Consider the following 20,377-nt stretch of genomic DNA (forward strand, 5'->3'; position numbering starts at 1 on the left):
GAATTCCTCATTTATTATCTGTTATATAGCCCTTCAGGCGGTCATCCGCGTGGGCCTCATCATTACGTTCCTCAGCCGGACCAAAACCACCCCCACCGGGCGCTTTCAGGATCAGGCGTTTTCCGGCTGGCACATGCTGCCACCCCTTGGGGCGCAGCTTTGTGCCATCATCCAGTTCAACAACACCCTCAGCCCCGTCCTGGCCCCCATCGCGGCCCCGGGCCGGATGGTTCACGCGATCAAACATAGCCGAGAAGTCAAATTCATGCCCGTCTGCAGGGGCAATTTCGATGATCTGTCCCAGCCCGCCCCGCTGTTTTCCGGCCCCCCCACTGTCTGGACGCAATTCTTTGCGCCAGACAACGATCGGACCTGTGTGTTCCGTGGCTTCAATCGGCATCGTATGCACACCCGACGGGAACGCCGTTGCGGCCAGGCCGTCAAGCCCCGGGCGCGCACCGGTACCGCCAGAGTTAAACATCAGAACTTCCGATCTGCGCCCTTCTTTCCCGGCCTCGGGCCGCGCCGAAATATGAATATTCCACAGCGCAGCCGCCCCTTCGGCCATGATCTGCCCCGGCAAAGCCTGCGCCAGCGCCCCCAGCACAAGATCAGGCACCATATGCCCCATAACGTGACGCAACGACACGGGTGCCGGGCGATCAGCGTTTAGGATATTGGCCGGGGAAGACACGGTAAATGGGGCCAGTGACGCTGAATTATTGGGAATATACGGCGCAACCACGCATTTCACCGCATAACAGGCGTAGGCTTTGGAATAGATCAAGGGGCAGTTGATGCCCCACTTGCTTTGCCCGTCGGTTCCTGTGAAGTCGACGTGAACTTCCTCATCTTTCACAGAAAGCACCGTCGCCAATTTTACAGGTTCATCATAACCATCCACTGTCATGTCGTTCTGCCAGCGGCCTTTGGGCAGGGCTGCAATCTTTTCCAGCGTTGCCGTGCGCGAACGGCTAAAGATAAATTCCCCCAGATCATCCAGATCTGCCATGCCGGTTTCTGCCATCATATCGACAAGACGGCGATGTCCAACCTCGTTACAGGCAGACAGTGAATAGAAATCACCGACAACCTGATTGGGTTCACGCACATTGGCGCGTAGAATTCGGATCAGATCCTGGTTCACCGCGCCCCGGTCCGCAAATTTCATAATCGGGATCTGGATGCCTTCTTCGTAGACCGATTTCCCATCCGCCCCGAAACCACGTCCACCCACATCCACAACATGGGCCGTACAGGCGAAAAAGGCGACCAGTTCACCATCTTTAAAGGACGGCGCAACCATGGTGATGTCATGCAGATGGCCGGTGCCTTTCCAGGGGTCATTGGTGACGTAGCAATCTCCTTCATGCATCTCATCTCGGGGGATTTCTGCGAGAAAATGCAACACCGCTTCGGCCATTGTATTCACATGCCCCGGGGTGCCCGTCACCGCCTGTGCCAGCATCAACCCATCTGGCGTAAAGACGCCAGCAGACAGATCGCCCGCTTCGCGCACAGAGGTGGAAAACGCCGTGCGCAACAATGTCAGCGCCTGTTCTTCCACCACAGAGATCAGACGATTCCACATCACCTGCATACGAATTTCTGTAAGTCCGGACATGGCTTATGCCTCCTTCCGAATAAGTAGAATGGTGCCATCATGCTGAAGCAGCGCATCAAAGGACGAGGTCACAACGGTTGAGGTTTCCCGTTCCACGATCACGGCCGGGCCTTGGATACACTGCCCCGGTGTCAAATCACCCCGTGAAATAATTGCACTGTCACAGAGGGCATCTGATTGCGGATCAAACACCGGGCGATGGATCTGTGGCGCAACGATGGTTCCCCTGGTGGTCAGGTCATTTTGGTCCGGACGAGGGCGCAGATCGCTGGCTTTCACGGACCATGTCACAATTTCGATCTCAAGCCCGTCTAAACCATCAATTGCACGGCCAAAGAAGCGGGCATAATTTTCGCGGAACCGGTCACGGATCAGATCAATATCATCCGCGGTCAGTCTGCGATCAGGGATCGCAACCGGGATCTCCCAGCCCTGCCCCTGATAGCGCATGAACCCCGTAATCTCGCGCCTGATTTCCCCGTCACTGCCTGTTCGGACGAAACTTTCAGCTGTTTCGCACAAATCCGAAAGCATCGCATTCACCGCATCCGGATCAAAACCAGACAGGCGTATAAGACGCGAGGCCAGGGCCTCGTAGCCGAAGGGGGCTTTCAGAAACCCGATGGCGGACCCCACACCTGCACCGGGCGGGATCAAACACCTGTCGATCCCCAGCTTTTCGCACAGACGTGCCGCATGCAAAGGGGCCGCGCCGCCAAAGGCGATCATCACGTTGTCACTGATGTTTTTGCCATTCTCCACCGCATGAACACGGGCGGCGTTGGCCATATTTTCATCGACCACTTCGGCAATGCCAAATGCCGCTTCGAGCGGGGACAAAGACAATTTTGCGCCCACTTCCCCAGCAATTGCATCCATTGCGGCCTCTTTTGACAGCTGAATGGCACCGCCTGCGAAATTATTCGGATCAATTTTGCCCAGCACAACATCCGCATCGGTAATCGCAGGTCGCAGACCGCCGTTCCCATAACAAGCAGGACCAGGTTCAGACCCAGCGGATTCAGGCCCGGTCTGAATGCGCCCCATGGAATCAACCCATGCGATTGATCCGCCCCCGGCCCCAATTTCGATCATCTCAATCACAGGGATAGAGATCGGCATGCCCGATCCTTTGGAAAAACGATACGTGCGGGCAACTTCAAAACTGCGGGCCGTCTGTGGGGTGAAATCTTCGATCAGGCAAATCTTGGCTGTGGTGCCGCCCATGTCATAACTGACAACCTTTTCCAGCCCAAAACGCGCGGCCACATCGGCGGCAAAAATGGCGCCCCCCGCAGGCCCGCTTTCGATCAGACGCACGGGGAATTCGATGGCGGTTTCAACGGAAATGAGCCCACCGCCGGAATGGATCATAAACACCGGACATTTTGCGCCCTGTTCTTTCAGACGCGCCTGAAGACGGATCAGGTAATCTTCCATTTGCGGGCGCACATAAGCATTGGCACACACCGTATTAAACCGTTCAAATTCACGCATCTGAGGGCTGACTTCGGCGGAAATCGAAATTGGCATGCCCGGCAGTTTCGCGGCCAGAATTTCACGTGCGCGTTCTTCATGGGCGGCGTTCTGATAGGAATGGATAAACCCGATGGCAACCGCGCCAAAGCCCCCTTCGCGAATGTCATCAGCAAGGGCGTTCAGCCGTTCTTCATCCAGAGGCTGCAACTCATTTCCATGGGCATCCATACGACCCCCAACCGGAAAACGATCCTGACGTGGGATCAGAGGCGCGGGCAGCGTCAGGTTCAGATCATATTGTTCAAACCGATTTTCTGTTCGCATTTCAATGACATCACGGAACCCTTCCGTCGTCACCAGCGCGGTTTTTGCACCGCGCCGTTCGATCAGCGCATTGGTTGCCAGCGTGGTGCCATGGATGATGATATCGAGATCTTCAAAACCGATGCCAGCCTGTTTTGAAACGATCTGAATACCATCAAGAATAGCCTGTTCCGGAGCGGTGTAATTGGTCAGAACCTTGGTCGAAAAGATCTGACCCCGCATATCCAGGGCAACATCTGTGAAGGTTCCACCAATATCAGCGCCAAGGCGAATATCCTGTGTTGTCATGTCGATATTCCTTTCGCAATGTCACGCATTTCGCTTAGGGTCTGGCGCGGTGTCAGGGCCTCGGGCGAAATCGCAAGTTCCAGAACGGCCCCGCTGTCAGATGCCATTGCGCGTTCAAATGCGGCGTTGAAATCGGCAGTCGTTTCCACCCGTTCGGCATGATAGCCATATGATTTCGCAAGCATCACAAAATCAGGGTTTTCCAGCGTCGTACCGGACACACGATCTGGATAGGTTCTTTCCTGGTGCATGCGGATTGTTCCATAAATCCCATTGTTCAGGATCAGCACAATCGGCTGAGCGCCGGCCTGCATGGCGGTGCCAAGTTCCTGACAGTTCATCTGGAAATCACCATCACCAGCGAAACAGACGACCGTGCGTGTGGGATCGGCCACTTTTGCGGCCACCGCCGCAGGCAGACCATATCCCATCGCCCCGGATTGTGGCGCGAGAAGGCGTTGATCTGGTCCGAACTTAAAGAATTTATTCGGCCAAACCGTGAAATTCCCCGCCCCGTTTGTCAGAATGGCATCCGCAGGAAGACGCGCGCGCAAAAACGCAGTGACCTTCCCCATATCCACAGGACCGGGCAGATCTGGCAGGTCAAAGGCTGCTTTATATGAAGTGCGCGCATCTGAACGCCAGGTGCCCCAGTCACCGGATACCCTATGATCCGCCAGCCCCTGTGCAAAAGCATCAGATCCCGCGTGAATGGCAAGATCCGGCACGTAGACTTTGCCCAATTCACGATCGGACACATGCACATGGATCAGCTTTTGCACCGGGTCCGGCACCTGAAGCAACGTATAGCCATCCGTGGTCATTTCCCCAAACCGCACGCCAATCGCAAGGATCAAATCAGCATCCCGGATCAGCTGTTTGGTTGCCGGGGTCATGCCCACACCGGCATCCCCCACATAGCTTTCTGAATGGTTGTCATACTGATCCTGAAAGCGAAACGCCGCCAGAACCGGCAGGTCGGATGCTTCGGCAAATCGTTGCAACGCGGTACGGCCTGCTGTGGTCCAGCCCCCGCCCCCCATCATGATCAGCGGGCGTTTTGCATCCGAAAGTGCCGCAAGGGTGGCCTCAAGGGCCTGATGCGAAGGCGCGGCTTCTTCTGCGATCACGGGGCCGGTCAGCGCAGATACCTGCGTCATCGCTGTCAGCATATTTTCCGGAAGGGCAACCACCACAGGGCCAGGCCGCCCGGTCACTGCGGTTGTCCAGGCTCGCGAAATGATTTCCGGGATGCGATCCACGTCATCAATTTCAGTGACCCATTTCGCAACACTGCCGAAATAAGCGCGGTAGTCAATTTCCTGAAAGGCTTCGCGCCCCTTCATATCCGTGCCCACCTGCCCGACAAATAGGATCATTGGCGCGCTGTCCTGCATCGCCGTATGCACACCGATCGACGCATTGGTGGCCCCCGGTCCACGGGTGACAAAACAAATGCCGGGGCTGCTGGTCAGTTTTCCATAAGCAGCAGCCATAAAGGCGGCCCCGCCTTCATTCCGACACAGGGTAAAATCAAGCGCGCCGCGCGTGTCATAGAGTGCATCCAGCACCGCAAGATAGCTTTCGCCCGGCACGCCAAAGCTGTGTTTCGCACCAAGGGCACGCAGGCATTCCACCAGAAGCTGTCCGCCATTTCGTTGGGTCATCATATCTTCCATTCGTCTGTGTTCAGATCAACCGGCACATTTTCCGGGAGGTTTTCTGTCAGGTGTTCAGGCGTAAATATATCCACCGGAAACAATGATGTTTTCCCCGGTCATATAGGTGTTTTTCGGGCCACCGGCCATCATCACCCATTCCCCCATTTCACGCGGTGTGCCGCCACGCCCCAGGGGGCTTGCTGCGGCCAATTCATCCAGAAACCCGGCTTCACGCGCCTTGTCGGTGGCCATACCCGCAGGGGCGACGGAATTCACAAGAATGCCATCTGCGGCAACTTCCTGTGCAAAGCTTTTGGTCAGACTGACAACAGCCGCTTTTGTCGCTGCATAATGGGCGTTCTGGAGGTGGGCCTTAAAGGCATCGACTGAGGTGATGTTCACAATCCGCCCCTTTACAGGTGCATCACTGCTTTGTTCGCGAAACTGCCGGATTGCGGCGACGCAAATGTGAAACGTGCCTTTGATATTCACCGCATTTGAGGCATCCCAATCTGCATCTGTGATGTCCAGCATGGATTTTCGGGGATAGATTGCAGCGGAATTGATGACCGTATCCACGCGCCCAAGCTGCCCCGCCACCTGTTCAAACGCCGCATGTGCCGCATTTGCAGTGCGGATGTCACCTGCGGCAAAAGCTGTCTTCAGCCCCGCCGCACGGGCACTTTCAATTGCCGCTTCGGCGGCGGCGCCGTCTACGTCGATAATGCCAACTCTGCTGGCGCCAGACTCAACCGCCATATCCGCCAGCAACAGACCAAGGCCCGCACCGCCACCGACAATCACAACAGACAATCCATCCATATCAGTTTTCCTTTCGGGCAAAGCCCCCGCCGCCAACAAACTGCGCCGTGGGAAGAATATCAAAACGGGTCACATCCACATGCGCCGGCATATTTAGAACCGTCAACACCATCGACGCGACATCATCGGGCTGCAGTGCATCAAAGGCGGAATACATATCGGCGCGGGTGCTGTCGTTCAGCACATCTTTGTAAAGATTGGTTTCCACCCGCCCCGCGACAATTTCCGTCACCCGCACATGCGCGCCAGACAGATCACACCGCAATGCAGCCGCAAAACCGGAAATCGCGGCTTTGGATGCGCCATACACTGCCATATTCGGAAATGAGGCCTGACCTGCGGTGGAGCCGGTGAAAAACAAATGCCCACATTTGCGCGCCATCATGCCCGGCACGACAAGGCGCGTCAGGGCGATTGCTGCGCTTAGGTTTACTTCAAACACCGCATCAATGTCAGACTGATCCATCTGATCAAAGGGCACAACGGGCGGGATAACCCCGGCATTGTTGATCAAAACGTCGATGTCTTCGTTGTCCAGCGCTGCAGCGAGGGCCTCGCGATCTGTCAGGTCAAGCGCAAGTGGTCGCACGCCATCAATGGCCTGCATTTTCTCAAGCGCCGAGACACTGCGCCCCAATGCGATCACCTCAAAGCCAGCCCCGGCAAGAGCAACCGTTATCGCCTTGCCGATGCCGCTGGTTGCCCCTGTGACAAGGGCCGTGCGTTTCCTGTCTGTCACGTTGCGCCCCTTTCAAAAGCAAACCTGGATAATGTCACCTTACAGATGCACTGCGATCCTGAAACATCAGAAAATCCGCACATAAGGTAAGTTATTCTTGTCCTTCGCCCGCTGGGATAATCACCCCTAGGTTCATGATGCCATTGGGATCAAAAGCCGTTTTCAGCTGGCGCATCAGATCCTGTTCCACCGGGCTGCGCAGCCAATCCGCAAATTCGCCTTTACTGCGCCCCAATCCATGTTCCGCCGCGAAACTGCCGCCTGCGGCTTCTGCAGCTTCATAAATATACAGCGACAGCGCCTTTTTATGCGCGCCGAAATCAGGTTGCCCCAGAGGTGGGGACAGGTTGAAGTGAACATTTCCATCGCCCAGATGCCCAAATGGGTTAAGCCTGACGCCCGGCAGGATCCGTCGAAGTTCGGACGTCGCAATCTTCATGAAACCCGCAAGTTCCGATATCGGAACGGATATGTCATGTTTAATTTGCGGCCCCTCAAGACGTTGCCCTTCTGGCATTTCTTCCCGCAATTTCCACATGGCTGCGCGTTGGGTTTCATTTGCAGCGACTGCGCCGTCACGGATCAACCCTGTCTCAAAGGCCTGCCCCAGGCAGTCTTCCAGAAGATCTGACAGATCAATCGCAGAAGACGTCGAAGACAATTCGACCAAAAGATAGTGGGGATGTCGGGTTTCTAACGGGTATTCAACACCCCTTACGTGATGCAAAAGCATATCCAAACCCGCGTCACAGAAAAATTCCAGCGCTGAGATGAATTCACCAAGGGTCTGGCGCAGGTTTCGGCCAAGTTGCACAAGCGTTTCATAATCCTGAACCGCCAGTAATGCAGTCGCCTTGTTGCGAGCCGCCGGATACAGACGCAAAGCCGCGCGGGTGACGATGCCAAATGTGCCTTCAGATCCGCAAAATAAGCGCCGCAACTGATATCCTGCGTTGTCCTTGATCAACGGGCGCAAACCATTCCAGACCCGACCATCCGGCAGCACCACCTCAAGACCAAGAACAAGATCCTGCATCATGCCATAGCGCAACGCATGAGATCCCCCGGCGTTTGTCGCAATCAATCCGCCGATTTGCGCACTGCCCCCAGATCCAAGGTGAAGTGGGAAGCTTAGATCACTTTTCGCCAGCAGATCATGCAGATCCCCCAAAACCACCCCGGCCCCGGTGATGCATGTAAAGCCTTCGGTATCAACCGTTTCAATCTGGTTCATCCGTGACATGGACAGGATGATATGTCCGCCAGCCCCGGGAACGGCACCTGCGCAGAGGCTGGTGTTCCCCCCCTGCGGCGTGACCGGCACATCTGCAGCCTGGGCCAATCGCATAATAGCCGAGACATCTTGGGTGGTTTGCGGGCGTGCCACCCCAAGGGATTGGTGTGCATGCATTTTTAGCCAGTCTGTCTGATAGATGCCAATATCATCTGTCAGCCAGCCCTTTGCCCCCAGAAGCCGCGCCAGATCTTCCTGCAGAGAACTCAGCCCCATCATCGCCCCCCTCTATCTTCGGTTCAGGTGACACTATGACAAAGGTGGTTGGATTTACTGTTCAGAATTCCTGAAGATCAGTAAAAAATTCTTCTGCCCAGACCACATGCAGCAGCGATATACAGACCTTAGTTTTCCCCCGCGCGTTTGGTTCCTGCACCTTGAAAAACCGCCAATGCCTTTAAAAACGCGGCATCCGTACCTATATATACGGTATGATATTTGAAAATAATTCGAACAAGACGTCCGCCCACCAGACCGAAACAGTCACATCTAAACCCACATTTGACGCTGTGCACCGGATACAGCTTCCTCCGGAAACAGAGGCTGAATTAAAAACCCTTGAGAACATCGCATGGACGATGGAGAACCTGATCCCGCTGCCCGCCACGTCTGTGCGGATTGGGTTAGACAGCTTTCTGGGGCTTATACCCGTGGTTGGTGATGTTTTCACTTTGGTTCCAGCGGCTTATGTCGTTCGATCGGCTGCGCGGCTTGGCGCGTCCCGACGTTTGCTGATCCGCATGGTTCTGAATATCATGGTCGACCTGGTGGTGGGGATTGTGCCTGTGATCGGTGATATCTTTGATGCCACATGGAACGCCAGCACCCGCAATACGCAGCTTTTACGTATCTGGTTGGAGACCGGCACCATCCCAAAACAGTTGCCCAACGCGGGCCAACCAGAGCATTCCCCAGCCTAAACCCATACTAAAGTATTGTTTTAAAACGCCAACTCTACCCACGGATGATTTACTATCTAAAAAGATAACTGTAATATCGCAGGCGTACACAGTAAATCTGTTGATAAGTATTTTGGAGAAAATCATGCGTATTTTGCTTTTGAGCGCCATTGCTGCTGCAACTCTTTCAGGTTGCGCCACCAAATATCCCCCCATCGCGGTCTTCGAACCAGAAGTGATCGAATGCACAGGGGAAGACTGCGCGGGTTGATCGCCAGCGACCGCCCAAAGAAAAACCCCGTATGATCATCATACGGGGTTCTTTGTGTTTTCAGGTGATCTGAAACGATCAGCCAACCAGTTCCAGACCGGAGAAGAAGAACGCGATTTCTTCTGCAGCGGTTTCAGGTGCATCGGAACCGTGTACAGAGTTTTCGCCGATAGACAGTGCGAATTCTTTACGGATGGTGCCTTCAGCAGCTTCCGCAGGGTTGGTTGCGCCCATAACTTCGCGGTTTTTCGCGATGGCGTTTTCACCTTCCAGAACCTGAACAACGATTGGCTCAGAGATCATGAATTCGCAAAGTTCACCAAAGAACGGGCGTTCTGAATGAACACCATAGAATTGCTGGGCCTGTGCCAGGGACAGCTGAATGCGTTTAGAAGCAACAACGCGCAGGCCAGCTTCTTCGAATTTAGCTACGATCTTGCCGGTCAGGTTGCGTTTGGTTGCGTCGGGTTTAACGATGGAGAAAGTGCGCTCAAGGGCCATGTCGGTCTCTTTCAAAAACTGTTGTCCGACAGAAAGCCCCATGCCTTCTGTCATATCGCGAGCCGCATATCACGCCAAAACGATCTGGAAAAGCCCTGCAGGACGTTCAATCCGGAAAATCCGGTACATACTTGGAAATAACCAAAGCGAACGGCAAAAAATCCCCCACAAATTCCGGAATTGTGGGGGATCACTCGTTACACGCTGCAAACTCATCATTTTGAATGGCGGCGACCAATTCCGGAAACACGATGAGAATAACTATCTATTTATAATAGATTTTACTGGATTTTGAAATACAGTTAATATTAATATGACTTATGAAAAATGTTAATTTGTTGGCGCTATCCCTTCAAGATATACGCGTCTTTGTAACCGTAGCCGAAACCCAAAGTGTAAGTGATGCAGCGAAGAAGCTTTGCATCAGTCAGCCGACTGCAAGCTATGCACTGGAGAAATTACGCCGGGGTTTTGATGACCCACTGCTGATCAGATCCGGTGGTAAAATGCAGCTTACGGCGATCGGGGAAAGCATTACCAATACCGCTCTTCCGTTTCTGAATACGTTTAATAATATTGCCCAAACCGCCGTTTTTGATCCCCAGACTTCTGATCGCTCTTTCAATATTATGGGGTCAACGGCTGAACTGAAAGGCCCCTATGCGGGCTTGCCTGCAAAATTTCGCGAACGTGCGCCAAACGCTGCGTTTTGTTACCGAAGCTACGATCGTGACAACTGTATTCAACGCTTGCATGACGACATCGATGTATTCGTCGGTGCGAACCTTCCAGAAAACCCATCGATTGAGCGTCATGTGCTGCATGAATATCCAATTGTGGTGTATTACGATGCCTCCATTCGATCTGCACCTAAAACGGTGGAAGAACTCATATCTTCGGAGTTTATCAGCTATACGGACCGTCACGCCGCCATTGGGCTTGTTGACAAAGCCCTGCGGAAACAGGGTTACCCACCGCGTAAGTTCCGATTTATTGTAAACAACTTTTCTTCCTATGCGGATCTGGCTTTGGGCACCGATATTCTTGCGACGGCAAGCCTTGCGATGCGAGATTCAACCTTCTCTGATTTCGCAGTTGCTCAAATCCCTAGTCCCCTGAAAGTCCCAAAAATCCCACATTACATTGGCTGGAGCAAACGCAAAAGCAATATATCCTGCCTGCAATGGCTGGTAGACCTGTTTCGCGAATGTAATGACTGCAATCACGATAAGATCAGCATATAAGCCTTGATATTGCTGCATTGACCCGGGCCGGGACTTCCGGCACACCCCTCTTATGTTAAAGCTCGATGATATCACCTATTCCGTGGCCGGCCGAACGCTGGTTGAAAACGCAAGTGTCACTATTCCCGAAGGCCATAAAGTTGGCCTTGTCGGACGCAATGGCACAGGTAAAACCACGCTTTTCAAAGCGATTTACGGCGAAATGCCCCTGGAAGGCGGTGCAATTGTTCTGCCAAAACGCGCCCATGTCGGCGGTATCAGCCAGGAAGTTCCATCATCAGAAACCAATCTGATCGACACGGTTCTGGCGGCGGACACGGAACGTGCGTCCCTTCTGGCCGAATCTGAAACCGCCACCGATCCCAACCGCATCGCCGAAATTCAGATGCGCCTATCCGATATTGACGCTTGGTCCGCCGAAGCGCGCGCCGCATCTATCCTGCGTGGTCTTGGGTTTGATCCCGAAGCCCAGCTAAAGCCATGTTCCGCCTTTTCCGGTGGCTGGCGTATGCGTGTGGCCCTTGCAGCTGTGTTGTTTTCTCAGCCTGACCTGCTGCTGCTAGATGAACCGACCAACTATCTGGATCTGGAAGGCGCCCTGTGGCTGGAACATTACCTGGCCCGCTATCCACATACAGTGATCATCGTCAGCCACGACCGGGGTCTTTTGAACCGGGCTGTTGGCGGGATCTTGCATCTGGAAGACAAAAAACTGACGTTTTATCAGGGCAATTACGATACATTTGCAGAAACCCGGGCTGCGCGTCTTTTGGCCGCTGAATCAGAAGCTGCGAAACAAGATGCCCGTCGCGCCCACCTGCAAAGTTTTGTAGACCGCTTTCGCGCCAAAGCATCAAAGGCGGTGCAAGCCCAGTCCCGCCTGAAAATGATCGCCAAAATGCAACCGATCACCACCCCAAAAGAAGCCGCGCTGAAAAAGTTCTCCTTCCCCACTCCAGAAGAGCTTTCTCCGCCGATTATCAACATTGAAGGTGGGTCCGTGGGCTATGATGGCAAGGCAATTTTGTCGCGTCTAAACCTGCGCATTGACCAGGACGATCGCATCGCACTTCTGGGTAAGAACGGTGAGGGAAAATCAACACTTTCCAAGTTGTTATCGGGTCGTCTGAATGTCCTTGGCGGATCTATGAACAGTTCTAACAAGCTGCGTATCGGTTATTTTGCGCAGCATCAGGTGGATGAACTGTTTATCGACGAAACTCCGCTGGATCACATCCAGCGTCTGCGTCCCACGGAAACACCTGCAAGATTGCGGGCGCGTCTGGGCGGTTTTGGGATTGGCGTTGAACAGGCCGATACCCAAGTGGGCCGCCTGTCTGGCGGGCAAAAAGCACGCCTGTCCCTAATGCTGGCGACCATTGACGCCCCACATCTGCTGATCCTCGATGAGCCAACCAACCACCTGGACATCGAAAGCCGCGAAGCCTTGGTCGAAGCCCTGACTGCCTATACGGGTGCGGTGATCCTTGTCAGCCACGACATGCATTTGCTGGGTCTTGTGGCAGATCGGCTTTGGCTGGTTTCGGGGGGAAATGTCGAGCCTTATGAAGGTGATCTGGAATCCTATCGCAAATTCCTTTTGCAGCGTGAAGCCCCCGCAAAGGAAAAGAAGGCCGCAAAACCCGCCCCCAAGAAAGCCTCTCAGGAACGTATCAAAGAACTGCGTTCTGAGGTTCGCAAATCCGAAGAACGCCTTGAAAAACTTCAGGATATGGAAAAGAAACTGACAGCAAAACTGTCAGATCCGGCCATGTACGCCCCAGAACGCGCCAAAGAATACGAAGTCTTTCAGAAGAAATATGGCGAATTGCGCAATGCGCTGGAACGCGCCGAAGAACTTTGGCTGAAAGCTCAGGATAAGTTGGAAAAAGCCCAGGGCTGATCCTTGCCATTTCCGTCACCGCATATCAGATTGAAAACAAACCCAGAGGGAGACAACAATCATGAGCGGTGACGAACTGGCGCGGTTTATTTATCTTGGCATGCTGGGTCTGGCCGTGGGTGGCTGGTATGTCACGCAAAACCGGGTATCACTTGGCAAGAACGCACAATTTGCGGCCATCTGGGGCCTGATCTTTGTCGGCGTAATTGCCGCCGTTGGCCTTTGGGAAGACATGCGACGCGATACACTGATGCGTCAATACGTCAGCAGCGATGGCACGATTGAAATCCCCCGTGCAGATGACGGCCATTTCTATGCCCGACTTTACCTTGATGGTGTCCCTGTCGAATTCACCATCGATACCGGCGCCTCCCAGGTGGTTCTGACACGCGAAGATGCCCGCCGTGTCGGGCTTGATCCTGATAATCTGGCCTATCTTGGTCAGGCTTTCACAGCAAACGGTCCGGTCCGCACTGCGTCGGCCCGCGTGGATACATTCACCTTTGAAGGGCTGGTCGATCAAAGGGTCGAGGTCTGGGTAAATGATGGCACAATGCCCGGCTCTCTCCTCGGGATGAGTTACCTGAACCGTTTCAGCAAAATTGAAATCGCTGGCGGCGTGATGCGCCTGCTGCGCTGATCCGCTTTCACCTTCCTGAAATACTCCGGGGGAGTCAGCTTGCTGACGGGGGCAGCGCCCCCTTACCCTTCAGCCTTTTTCATCCAACGTCCGGCTTCCTGTGCCCAATATTGCGCCGGAATTTTGGCCCCGGTCACAGCTTTCCATTGTCGGCGTGCATGCGCCACAGCATCCGGATCAAAGCCATCAAACAAGATCATGGCCCGGTCCAACCCGGCCATATCTTCTGCCCTGATATCCGCCCCCCCAACTGACATCAGACAACTGGCCTTATTCGGAATATCATCCACCGTTGTCAGCAGAACCGGTTGGGCGGCATCATGTGGCCCGCCGGACAGACCATGGGGAATAAACGACGCTGGATCATCAACCCAAAGCCGTTGATCCAACATCTGCATCATTCCATCATGACGCCCGCGCACACATATCCGCCAACCCGCCTGACGTGCCTTACCGATCAAAATCGGCAAGACAGTTTCAAGCGGGCTTTCTGTCAGGTGATAAAAGAAAACAGAGCTCATTCAGGGCCTTACAGTTCAGACTTCGTCCATCAAACGATTCAGCGCCATCACACCCCATCCGGTTGCACCTTTCGGGGCATAGGCCGTTTCTGTCGGGGTTGATGCCACACCGGCAATGTCCAGATGGATCCACGGCGTTTCATCTTTGACAAAGCGTTTAAGGAATTGCGCCGCTGTGACAGATCCTGCAGGGCGTCCACAGGAATTGCGCATATCTGCGATTTTTGATTTCAGCAATTTGTCATACGCCGGGGACAAAGGCAGACGCCACGCCCCTTCACCTTCAGCCTCTGCGGCTTTCAGCATGGCTTTGCACAGATCATCATCATTGGCAAAAACACCTGCGTTTTCATGGCCCAAACCGATGATAACAGCCCCGGTCAGCGTCGCGAGATCAATCATACCACGTGGCTTAAACCGTTCCTGCGCATACCAAAGCACATCTGCCAGAACCAGACGTCCTTCCGCATCAGTGTTGATGACTTCAACCGTGTCGCCCTTCATGGATTTCACAACATCACCCGGGCGCTGCGCACGGGCAGAAGGCATGTTTTCAACAAGGCCCACAAGTCCAACAACATTGGTCTTTGCCTTGCGCAGTGCCAGCGTGCGCATGACCCCCGCCACAACACCGGCGCCGCCCATATCCATGGTCATTTCCTCCATGCCACCCGCAGGTTTCAGGCTGATGCCACCTGTATCAAAGACCACGCCTTTGCCCACAAGCGCGAATGGCGCATCATCTGTTTCACCGCCGTTCCAGCGCATAACGACAACTTTAGACGGGCTGTCTGATCCCTGTCCCACAGCAAGCAGTGTGCGCATGCCCAATTTTTCAAGTTCGTCTTCTTCAAGAATCTCAACATCCAGACCGATTTCCTGCATTGCGGCCAGGCGGGCCGCGAAATCATCGGTCGTCAGAACATTTGCCGGTTCATTCACAAGATCTCGGGTAAAGAACACACCTTCCGCAACGGCGGCCAGTGGTGCAGCCGCACGGGCGACCTCTTCGGGTTTGTTCACCATCACTGTGACTTCGCCTTTTTCGCTGTCGCGGGCTTCGCCGTTCTCTGTGCGATAGACGTCAAATTCATAATCCCGCAGTGCGATCCCAAAGGAAATCTCTTCTGCACGGGTGATGTTGCCGCCCAGTACAGTTAACGCGCCTTTGCCCTTCAGCTTGGCGATTTCCACCCCGGCCTTACGAGCAAGTTCCGCAGACGGACGACGATCCAGACGCACAACAACCAGCGCCTCGGCCTCCATCCCAGCAGGGAACGACATCAGCATCGCCTGAGAAGCCTTCATTTTTTCAAAGGCTTCACTTTCAGAAAAACGGGCCAACGCGCCTTTTGTCAGGCGATTCACGCGACGCGCGTTCACATCAAGACGGCCATCTTCTGCGACAAACACCGCGACACGTCCTTCCAATGCAGCAATTGCGTCAATGTCAGTTTCTTTAAAATGAATAGTGGTCGGGGTGGTCATCGGACTCTCTCCTTGCCGGACGATCATGAGGCTTTTCCCATTGCTAGCGCTGATCCGCCGAAAACACCAGATAGCAGTTTTACCTGCGCGGAATTTCGGATAATCTGCGGGTTGATTAAGGCGACTTATAAGGGGCAGTTGTGGCGCGATTCGACCGATATGTGATTTCGCAGCTGATGATTCTGTTCGGATTTTTTTCGCTGGTGTTGGTCATGGTGTACTGGGTGAACAAGGCCGTTGGCCTGTTCGACAGGTTGATCGCCGATGGTCAGTCCGCAATGGTCTTTCTCGAATTTTCGGCCCTGACCCTTCCCGCAGTCATTCAGATTGTTCTGCCTATTTCCGCCTTTATCGCAACAGTTTACACAATCAATCGCCTATCACGTGAAAGCGAACTTGTTGTGGTTCAGGTCTCTGGGTTTTCTTCATTCCGCCTGGCCCGGCCGGTTGCGATTTTCGGCCTGGCGGTTGCAGTGTTCCTGTCTTTACTGACCCATATCCTTGTGCCATCCGCAACACGGCAACTGGCCGAACGCGAAGCAGCCATCGCGCAGAATATTTCTGCGGGCTTCTTTTCAGATGGCCGTTTTTTGCACCCGGCAGAAGATCTGACGCTTTATATACGTGAAATTGAGAATTCAGGCGAAATGGTTGATTTGTTTCTATCAGATCAGCGCACGCCAGGTAGAACAATCACCTACACCGCACGTCGCGCACTTTTGCTGCGTTCTGAGGATGGCCCACGCCTGTTGATGTATGACGGTATGGCGCAGACCCTAGAGCAAGAAAACAACACACTGACAACCACGGCATTTTCAGATTTCACATATGATATCAGTGCCCTGATTGGTGGCTTTGATAATCGCGCGCCGCGTGTTGACGAACTGGGGACCGGCGATCTTCTGAAAGCCAATCCTGTTCTGCTGAAACGTACCGGCTATAGTGCGGAACGTTTTCAAACGACCGCGCATGAAAGGTTCGCACAGCCATTTCTGGCCATGGTCACAGCCCTTGTAGGTTTTTCCTGCCTTCTGCTTGGTGGTTTCAGCCGATTTGGTGTCTGGCGTCAGATCGTGCTGGCGATTGTTCTGCTGGTGATCATCAAAGCAGTTGATAACGTCATGTCAGACATTGCCTATAAAAATGGATCGATGTGGTTTCTGCTGTATGTGCCGGTTCTAACGGGGCTAGGTATCTCAGCACTTCTGCTCTGGATCTCAGAAAATCCGGCCCTGTTCCGGCGTTCTGTACGGCAATCCGCGGGGGCGCAAACATGAAACTGCATCTTTACTTTGCGAAACGTTTTCTGGTGACGTTTTCTGCAGTTTTCCTTGTATTTCTGGGTATTTTGCTTTTGGTCGATATTGCCGAACAATTGCGCAAATTCGGAAGCTACAACCTTAGCTTTGGGTCCATTCTGTCCCTGTCTCTTTTGAATATTCCAACAACACTGTATCAGATTTTGCCTCTGATCACGATCTTATCGACACTCGCGCTGTTCCTTGGACTGGCACGTTCAAGCGAACTTGTGGTTTCGCGCGCGGCAGGCCGATCTGCCCTGCGGTCGCTCATTTCCCCGGTGCTGTCTGTGTTCTGTGTCGGTGTCATCGCCGTTGCGGTGTTTAATCCGATTGTCGCGGCCACATCAGAAGAATACGAAGCCCGGTCCCGTATTCTGAAATCTGGCACAGCGTCAGCCTTGTCAATCAGTGATGAAGGTCTCTGGCTGCGACAAAGCAACCCTGCGATTGATGTCAGTGAAACAACGGAAGAATCCGACCAGCGCATTCAACAAAGTGTCATTCATGCCGAAGCCGCAAGTCTGGGTGGCACAAGCCTTGAAACCGTCAGCTTTCTCAATTTCAACACAGATGGCCTGCCCCTTTCCCGTATTGAAGCCCAAAGTGCCCTATTGGAAGAAGGCGGATGGAGCCTTAAAAACGCCAAACTATGGCCGCTTGCCACAAGTGACGGGCGTCCGGCCAATCCCGAACGTGACGCCGTGGTTCATCAGGAATTGTTTCTACCCACAACACTGACAGAAGAACAAATCCGGGACAGTTTTGCGGAACCCTCCGCCATAGCCGTCTGGGAATTGCCAGCATTCATCCAACAGCTGGAAAACGCGGGTTTCGCTGCGCGGGCACATTCTGTGTATCTGCAAAGTGAACTGGCCCTGCCCCTGATGTTGGTTGCGATGCTTTTGGTTGGGGCTGGTTTCACCATGCGCCATACACGCCTTGGGCAGACCGGGCCAATGGTTCTGATGGCGATCCTTCTGGGCTTTGCTTTGTTCTTTCTGCGAAATTTTGCTCGTGTTCTTGGGGAAAACGGTAATATACCAATTGAGCTGGCGGCCTGGGCGCCGCCGCTTGTGGCGATCATGCTGGCCATGGGGCTTTTGTTGCATATGGAGGACGGATGAGACCGCCTGAGAAAAACCACCTCTCCTGTGTGAAAGCCTTTGCGCTTGCCAGTGTGTCCGCACTGTGTCTGTCATTGTCCGCCGGTGTTTCACTGGCTCAGGTCACCACTCCGCCCCAAAGGCCTGTTTCCTCTAGCTCGGATGCAACCTATGCCAGCCTGATTGCAGATGATCTGCGTCTTGTCGGACAGGCCGGGCTTGTGGCCAGCGGCAATGTTGAAATTTATTACAATGGCGCACGCTTGCAGGCGAATGAACTGCAATATGACAAACGAACAGAAACGCTTTCGCTGAACGGCAACATCCGCCTGACTGAGGGCGAAAAAATCATCATTCTGGGGGATACGGCGGAACTGTCTGCCGATCTGCGCAATGGAGTATTGCGGTCGGCCCGTATTGTGCTGGAACAACAGTTACAACTTGCATCCAGTGAAATTGGGATTGTTGACGGACGCTACGCCCGCCTCAACAGAACTGTCGCCACATCTTGTCAGACTTGCGCTGACAGCCCCACGCCTTTGTGGGAAATACGTGCGCAATCTGTTGTACATGACCGTGATGAACGCCAGCTGTACTTTAGAAATGCTAGCTTTCATGTGAAAGGTGTTCCGGTTCTCTGGTTGCCCAGATTACGTCTGCCTGATCCGACGCTTGAACGCGCAACGGGTTTTCTTTTGCCCCGGCTGAAGTCCAACTCTCGGCTTGGGACCGGACTGAAGATCCCATATTTCATTCGGATGGGTGATCACAGGGATCTGACACTGACCCCTTGGATTTCGTCCCGGACAACAACGCTTGAGCTGCGTTATCGCCAGGCATTCCGGACCGGAGATATCGAATTAAACGGTGCATGGTCCAATGATGATCTGTTGACGTCGGATCGCTGGTATCTTTTCGCAGAGGGCAGTTTCCAGCTGCCCCGTGATTATCGTTTGGATTTTGATATCGAAACGACTTCAGACCGGGCTTATCTGCTGGATTATGGCTATTCCGACAAAGACCGCCTTGATTCCAGCATCTCTGTAACCCGTGCCCGCCGGGACAAATTCGTAAGCGCCGAACTGGTGCACTACAATTCACTGCGCAGCAACGAAACCAACAGCACGCAGCCCACAATTATTGCGAACTTCCTTTTACACCGCCGCCTAGAACCGAACTGGATCCCGGGCGATCTGGACTGGCAGGTGGAAGGTCACACGCATTATCGCAGCTCAGATACACCCGGTGATGACGGACGTGATGTATCCCGCCTGAGTGCCCGCGCGGACTGGCGCAACAGTACAACCTGGTCCAACGGCATGGTCTTTTCCACAATGGCGGGCGCCGATCTGGATTACTATGCAATTTCAGACAAAGGGCTAAATGAAGAGGAAGGTCTGTTTCTGACCGGCACATTGGGTGCAGAACTGCGCTGGCCTCTGATCCGGCGCGAACAAACCAGTGGAGCAACCCATCTGTTAGAACCAGTGGTTCAGGTGCTTTATACGGACAGCAACCGTGGCACGCTCCCCAATGAAGACTCTGTTTTACTGGAATTTGACGAAGGCAATCTTTGGTCTGACAGCCGTTTCGCCGGATCTGATCGTGTCGAAACCGGCTGGCGCAGCAATATCGGTGTCAGCTGGACCCGCCGCGCACCCGAAGGTTGGTCTTTATCCTTGGTCGCTGGCCGCATCTACCGTCAGCAAGAAAATACAGCATTTACCCTTGGATCTGGCCTTGAAGGAACCAGCTCTGACTGGCTGATTGCGGGACAGGTTCAATTGAACAATGGTCTGACATTCTCAACCCGTGCTTTGTTTGACGACCACCTGGACTTTTCACGCAACGAAGCCCGCATCAGTTGGCAGAATGATCGGCTGTCCATCGGATCGTCCTATTTGTGGATTGAAGATGCACCCGCTGAAAACCGTCCACAAACGTCGGAGTGGGCCCTTGATGGGCGTTTCAAGTTCAATGACAACTGGTCTGGTTCCGCAGATTGGCGTTATGATTTCATCAATGACCGTGCGACCCGGATCGGCATGGGGCTTGAATATAAAAATGAATGCGCCACAGTTTCCTTCACGGCGTCACGGCGGTTCACGTCAAACGATTTACTCAAACCAACGACAGATTTCGGCGTTGCGGTCGAACTGGCTGGATTTGGGGCCAACACAGGCCGCAGAGCGCTTGCGCGACAGTGCAATCGTTAGGTAAAAGAATGTAATCAGTGTGGCATCGCACTATTAATAAGCGAATTATTTCGGTTCGC

Annotated in this window: 17 protein-coding genes; 8 read left to right on the plus strand and 9 right to left on the minus strand. The window is 53.8% G+C overall.

Features of this window, described 5'->3' with window-relative positions; all coding sequences use genetic code 11:
* Window positions 1-7: 7 nt before the first annotated feature.
* From ACPGUT_RS06225 to ACPGUT_RS06250, 6 genes are all read right to left on the minus strand, one after another.
* Window positions 8-1,624 (minus strand): hydantoinase B/oxoprolinase family protein, encoded by a 1,617-nt coding sequence (locus ACPGUT_RS06225; protein ID WP_423989477.1) that lies wholly within the window; start codon window positions 1,622-1,624, stop codon window positions 8-10.
* A 3-nt stretch (window positions 1,625-1,627) separates the two neighbouring features.
* Window positions 1,628-3,715, minus strand: coding sequence for a hydantoinase/oxoprolinase family protein (locus tag ACPGUT_RS06230; protein WP_423989479.1), 2,088 nt, complete (start codon window positions 3,713-3,715; stop codon window positions 1,628-1,630).
* Complete coding sequence (locus tag ACPGUT_RS06235) at window positions 3,712-5,385, minus strand: thiamine pyrophosphate-binding protein (protein WP_423989481.1); 1,674 nt, start codon at window positions 5,383-5,385, stop codon at window positions 3,712-3,714. The genes ACPGUT_RS06230 and ACPGUT_RS06235 overlap by 4 nt, the downstream gene beginning before the upstream one ends.
* 63 nt (window positions 5,386-5,448) lie before the next feature.
* A complete protein-coding gene (locus ACPGUT_RS06240; protein ID WP_423989483.1) occupies window positions 5,449-6,198 on the minus strand; it encodes an SDR family NAD(P)-dependent oxidoreductase in 750 nt (249 codons plus the stop codon).
* A gap of 1 nt (window position 6,199) precedes the next feature.
* Window positions 6,200-6,937: an SDR family oxidoreductase gene (locus ACPGUT_RS06245; RefSeq protein ID WP_423989485.1), complete on the minus strand. Its 738-nt coding sequence runs from the start codon at window positions 6,935-6,937 to the stop codon at window positions 6,200-6,202.
* A 91-nt stretch (window positions 6,938-7,028) separates the two neighbouring features.
* Complete coding sequence (locus tag ACPGUT_RS06250; RefSeq protein ID WP_423989487.1) at window positions 7,029-8,447, minus strand: FAD-binding oxidoreductase; 1,419 nt, start codon at window positions 8,445-8,447, stop codon at window positions 7,029-7,031.
* A gap of 215 nt (window positions 8,448-8,662) precedes the next feature.
* Here ACPGUT_RS06250 and ACPGUT_RS06255 point away from each other — a divergent pair, with 215 nt between their 5' ends.
* Window positions 8,663-9,151, plus strand: coding sequence for a DUF4112 domain-containing protein (locus ACPGUT_RS06255; protein WP_423989489.1), 489 nt, complete (start codon window positions 8,663-8,665; stop codon window positions 9,149-9,151).
* A gap of 124 nt (window positions 9,152-9,275) precedes the next feature.
* Entirely contained in the window at window positions 9,276-9,401 is a 126-nt protein-coding gene (locus ACPGUT_RS06260) for a hypothetical protein (protein WP_423989491.1), read from the plus strand.
* Window positions 9,402-9,479: 78 nt separating this feature from the next.
* Here the strand turns inward: ACPGUT_RS06260 and ndk are convergent, their stop codons facing one another.
* Window positions 9,480-9,902 (minus strand): nucleoside-diphosphate kinase, encoded by a 423-nt coding sequence (gene ndk, locus ACPGUT_RS06265; RefSeq protein WP_423989562.1) that lies wholly within the window; start codon window positions 9,900-9,902, stop codon window positions 9,480-9,482.
* Between the two features lie 320 nt (window positions 9,903-10,222).
* On the opposite strand from ndk, the gene ACPGUT_RS06270 reads away from it, so the two are divergent.
* The 3 genes from ACPGUT_RS06270 to ACPGUT_RS06280 all read left to right on the plus strand — a co-directional run bounded on the left by ACPGUT_RS06270 (window position 10,223) and on the right by ACPGUT_RS06280 (window position 13,689).
* Window positions 10,223-11,146, plus strand: a complete 924-nt coding sequence (locus ACPGUT_RS06270) for a LysR family transcriptional regulator (RefSeq protein WP_423989493.1) — start codon at window positions 10,223-10,225, stop codon at window positions 11,144-11,146.
* 52 nt (window positions 11,147-11,198) lie between these two features.
* Complete coding sequence (locus ACPGUT_RS06275) at window positions 11,199-13,049, plus strand: ABC-F family ATP-binding cassette domain-containing protein (protein ID WP_423989495.1); 1,851 nt, start codon at window positions 11,199-11,201, stop codon at window positions 13,047-13,049.
* A 61-nt stretch (window positions 13,050-13,110) separates the two neighbouring features.
* A complete protein-coding gene (locus tag ACPGUT_RS06280; RefSeq protein ID WP_423989497.1) occupies window positions 13,111-13,689 on the plus strand; it encodes a retropepsin-like aspartic protease family protein in 579 nt (192 codons plus the stop codon).
* A gap of 62 nt (window positions 13,690-13,751) precedes the next feature.
* On the opposite strand, the gene ACPGUT_RS06285 is transcribed toward ACPGUT_RS06280, so the two are convergent.
* Window positions 13,752-14,210, minus strand: a complete 459-nt coding sequence (locus ACPGUT_RS06285; RefSeq protein ID WP_423989499.1) for a DNA polymerase III subunit chi — start codon at window positions 14,208-14,210, stop codon at window positions 13,752-13,754.
* 15 nt (window positions 14,211-14,225) lie between these two features.
* Window positions 14,226-15,698, minus strand: a complete 1,473-nt coding sequence (locus ACPGUT_RS06290) for a leucyl aminopeptidase (RefSeq protein WP_423989501.1) — start codon at window positions 15,696-15,698, stop codon at window positions 14,226-14,228.
* Between the two features lie 140 nt (window positions 15,699-15,838).
* Between ACPGUT_RS06290 and lptF the strand changes: the two genes are divergently transcribed.
* The 3 genes from lptF to ACPGUT_RS06305 are packed head-to-tail and all read left to right on the plus strand — an operon-like array spanning window position 15,839 to window position 20,318.
* Window positions 15,839-16,975, plus strand: coding sequence for an LPS export ABC transporter permease LptF (gene lptF / locus ACPGUT_RS06295; protein WP_423989503.1), 1,137 nt, complete (start codon window positions 15,839-15,841; stop codon window positions 16,973-16,975).
* A complete protein-coding gene (gene lptG, locus ACPGUT_RS06300) occupies window positions 16,972-18,123 on the plus strand; it encodes an LPS export ABC transporter permease LptG (RefSeq protein WP_423989505.1) in 1,152 nt (383 codons plus the stop codon). Before lptF ends, lptG begins: the two co-directional genes overlap by 4 nt.
* A complete protein-coding gene (locus tag ACPGUT_RS06305; RefSeq protein ID WP_423989507.1) occupies window positions 18,120-20,318 on the plus strand; it encodes an LPS-assembly protein LptD in 2,199 nt (732 codons plus the stop codon). The genes lptG and ACPGUT_RS06305 overlap by 4 nt, the downstream gene beginning before the upstream one ends.
* Window positions 20,319-20,377: the final 59 nt, after the last annotated feature.

The organism is Halocynthiibacter sp. (assembly GCF_049608145.1).
In the GTDB taxonomy this organism is placed as follows: Bacteria; Pseudomonadota; Alphaproteobacteria; order Rhodobacterales; family Rhodobacteraceae; genus Halocynthiibacter.